At 63.5% G+C, this 3,719-nt stretch carries 4 protein-coding genes; 1 reads left to right on the top strand and 3 read right to left on the bottom strand.

Features of this window, described 5'->3' with window-relative positions; genetic code table 11:
• Window positions 1–452, top strand: a 452-nt coding sequence (locus tag EN879_RS27500; RefSeq protein WP_127274365.1) for an FAD-binding protein, incomplete at its 5' end; no start/stop codon positions are given.
• Window positions 453–679: 227 nt separating this feature from the next.
• On the opposite strand, the gene EN879_RS27490 is transcribed toward EN879_RS27500, so the two are convergent.
• The 3 genes from EN879_RS27490 to EN879_RS27480 all read right to left on the bottom strand — a co-directional run.
• Window positions 680–1,492 carry an NAD(P)-dependent oxidoreductase gene (locus EN879_RS27490; protein ID WP_063168731.1) on the bottom strand — a complete coding sequence of 271 codons (813 nt, stop codon included), beginning with the start codon at window positions 1,490–1,492 and terminating at the stop codon, window positions 680–682.
• A gap of 3 nt (window positions 1,493–1,495) precedes the next feature.
• Window positions 1,496–2,698, bottom strand: a complete 1,203-nt coding sequence (locus EN879_RS27485) for a pyridoxal phosphate-dependent aminotransferase (RefSeq protein WP_063168730.1) — start codon at window positions 2,696–2,698, stop codon at window positions 1,496–1,498.
• The coding region (locus EN879_RS27480) for a hydantoinase B/oxoprolinase family protein (RefSeq protein ID WP_164774610.1) at window positions 2,695–3,719 on the bottom strand (1,025 nt) is incomplete at its 5' end. The genes EN879_RS27485 and EN879_RS27480, both read right to left, overlap by 4 nt.

Here is a 3,719-nt window from a genome sequence, read left to right as displayed (position 1 = left end):
CCTCCTACGAGCGCGACTGGATCAAGAAGGCCGATACCATCGCTGGCCTTGCCGCCAAGCTCGGGTTGCCGGCGGCGGCGCTGGAGGAGACGATCGCGCGCTGGAACGGCTTTTGCGAGAACGGGCACGATGCGGACTTCCACCGCGGCGATAATGGTTGGGAGGCATACAAGGCGCATGGCCCCGAGAACCGGCTGAAGCCGATCGACAAGGCGCCCTACGTCGGCATGACGATCAATCGCTCGATCCTCGGCACCAAGGGCGGGGCCCGGACCAACGAGCGGGCGCAGGTGTTGAGACCGGACGGCTCGATCATTCCCGGCCTTTATGCGGCAGGGCTTGCGATGGCCAACCCCATCGGCACGCGCGCCGTAGGGGCCGGCACCACGCTCGGCCCGAACCTGACCTGGGGCTTCATTGCGGCCGAGACGATCCTGCATCAGAACAGGTGATCGCGGAAGCCTACATGGCAGACGGCACCGAACCTCAGAAGCACACCGGAGGCATGGGGGTGATCGCCGGAGCCTACGGTCTTGCACGATCGCCGGTGTCGCCCTGGCCTGAACGTCCCGGAAGCGCTTCATGATCATTATTCGGCTGTCGCCGTGAATTGCAGGGAGCCGTAGGGGTGTTGGTGGATGTTTCGTCTTCGCCATCTAGCGGATTGGTTTTTTGATAGTTACGCCCGCTTGTCGTCCGGATGGCCAAGCTCGCAGAACCACCCGCCCAGATACTTCACCGATGGCGCCTTGGGATCCGGAATCTGCGTCTTCGCCTCGACCGCTGCGCGGAATGGCTCGGCGCTGTCTTGCGGGATGAACCCCAGATGGTTGGCGCCGCTGTTGTCGACCATTTTCAGCTTGTTGTCGGATATGCCGAACGAGATTGTGTGCCCGACGCGCGGCGCCGTCAGTGCTGCTTCGACCAGACGAACGCAGTCGGCGAAGGAAAGATACGACCACAGCATGCGTCGGTCGGCCGGTTCGGGAAAGGACGAGAAGATACGCAGGCAAGCCGTCTCAATGCCGAACTTGTCCCAGTAGAGCCGGCTCAGGCTTTCGACGAAATTCTTCGACACGCCGTAGAGGCTGTCGGGGCGCACCGGCGCATCGACGCCGATATGGGCTTCGACTTCATGATAGCCGATGGCATGCACCGAGGAAGCATAGATAACCCGCTTCACGCCGTGTTTCCGGGCGCCTTCGTAGATGTGGTAGGATCCGCGAATGCTGGAATCCAGGATCGTTTGCCATTCGCATTCAAGCGGCGCACCGCCGAAATGCACGATCGCGTCGCAGTCCTTGGTGGCCGCAAGTGTAGCCTCCATGTCGGCGAGATCGAAGACCGCTTCTTCCTCGTGAGGAGCAAGATCGCCGAACGGTTCGCGACCCGCCAGGCGGATCGTTTTTGCCAGCGGCACCAGCCCCTTTCGCAGTTCCGAGCCAAGCCGGCCGGCGGCGCCGGTGATCAGGATGCGTTCGTAATGCGGCATGGTCTACTCCACTTGCGCGACGGCGGCGTTGATCCGCGCGATCGCCTCGGCAAGCACCTCCTCGCTGGTGGCGGTGGAGATACGAAAATAAGGTGAAAGTCCGTAGGCAGTGCCCGGCACCGAGGCCACGCGGCCTTCGTTCAGAAGATAGGTCGCCACCGCCGTATCGTCCTCCAGCATGACGCCTTTTGGGGTCCTGCGGCCGATCAGGCTGGCGCAACCGATATAGGCATAGAAAGCTCCTTCCGGCGGCGGCAGCGTCAGGCCGTTGATGCGCCTTATGCCATCGACGACCAGGTTCCTGCGCGCCTCGAATGCATCGCGGAAACGAGCCACCTCGTCCTGCGGGCCATTCAGTGCGGCGACCGTCGCCGCCTGGGCAATCGAGCAGACCGAAGTGACCGACTGGCTCTGGATGATCGACATCGCCTTGACGAGTGGTGCCGGGCCGGCTGCATAACCGACACGCCAGCCGGTCATCGCATAGGCCTTGGCCACGCCGTTGACGATGAGGCTTCGGTCCTTGAGGTCAGGGCAGGCCTTGCCGAAGGATACGAATTCGCGGTTATCGAAGATGATGTGCTCATAGATCTCGTCCGACAGGATGAGCACCTGCGGATGCCTGGCAAGGACAGCGCCAAGCGCCTTGAGATCGTCGGCCGAGTAGACCGCTCCGGATGGATTGCCGGGCATGTTCAGGAACAGCCACTTGGTTCTCGGCCCGATCGCCTTTTCCAAGAGTTCGGGCGTCAGCCTGAAGCCGCCGCTTTCCCTGCATTCGACCGTGACGGGCGTGCCGCCTAGCAGCTTCACCATCTCAGGATAGGAGACGAAATAGGGCGCGGGCAGGATGGCCTCGTCGCCGGGTTCCAGCGTCGCCATCAGCGCGTTGAAGATGATCTGCTTGGCGCCGTTGGCCACGACGATGTCGTCGGCCGTGTAGTCCAGTCCGTTCTCGCGCCTGAACTTCCCGGCCACGGCCTCGCGCACTTCCGGCGAGCCGGCTGCGGCGGTGTAGAGGGTCTGGCCCGCTTTGGCGGCTGCATAGGCCGCTTCGATGATGTGGGCAGGCGTCGGAAAATCAGGTTCGCCAAGGCCAAGGTCGATGACGTCGACGCCTTTGACCCGTAGCGCCTTGGCCGCCTGCGAGGCGGCCATCGAAGCCGACGGCTTGACCACGGACAGGCGCGAGGAAATGTAGCTCATCGGCTTTTCTCCGAAATATAGCCCCTGGACACGTCCTGTGCCCGCGCCTCCGTACTGCGCCTGGAGGGATCGCCATAGCCGCCACCGCCAGGAAGTTCCAGCACCAGACGACGCCCTGCCGGAACGTGCTGCCAGCCCTTGGGGCGCATCAGCGTGCCATCGTCGAGCCTGACGATGCCGGCTATCCCGTCCTTGCCGCCATCGCGTCCCTTGGCCGGATGGTTGACCCGGTCGAACATGGCGGAAAAATCGAACTCGTGGCCTTCAGTGGCCGCGATTTCGAGGATCTGGCCGAGGCCGCCGCGAAATTCCCCGTCGCCCCCGGAATCGGGACGCAGTTCCTTGCGCCAGATGACGATCGGCCCGGTGTGCTCGGTCGCCTCGATCGGCATGGTATGGACACCGGACGGAAAGGCGGTGGCGGACAGCCCGTCCAACGTCGGGCGGGCCCCCATGCCGCCGGAATTGAACATCAGCACCTCGGCGCGGCGTCCATCGCTCCCGGCGACCGGCCTGACCGAGATGTGGATGTTCCACAGTGCCGCCGCCCCTTCGGCAAGGATCTGGCCCGGCAGCGCCTTGGCCAGCGCGCCCAGCACCAGATCGGGCACCATATGGCCGATGACGTGCCGCAGGGAGACCGGCGCCGGCCGCGGGGCGTTCAGGATGTTGGTCGGCGACGATATAGTGAACAGAGCAAGCGAGGCCGCATTGTTCGGGATCTCCGGCGCCACGACGCATTTCAGGGCGTAGCAGGCATAGGCCTTGCTGTAGATGATCGGAACGTTGATGCCCCATCGGCTTGTCGGATCGGTGCCGGAGAAATCGACATTCAAATGGTCGTCCTCAATCGAGACAGCTGCCACCAGCTTGACCGGCGTATCGTAGCCGTCGGTCACCAACTCGTTCGACCAGGTGCCTTTCGGCAGCGCCTTGATGCGCTCCAGCGTCGCGTCATGCGTGCGCGTGAAGATGAACTCTCCCAGCCTGTCCAGCGATGCCAGGCCGATCTCCTTCATCA

The sequence above is a fragment of the Mesorhizobium sp. M7A.F.Ca.AU.002.02.1.1 genome (assembly GCF_003998535.1).
Lineage (GTDB): Bacteria > Pseudomonadota > Alphaproteobacteria > Rhizobiales > Rhizobiaceae > Mesorhizobium > Mesorhizobium ciceri.
The sequence above is the reverse complement of the archived record's forward strand: the minus strand, read 5'-3'. Positions and strand labels throughout refer to the sequence as shown.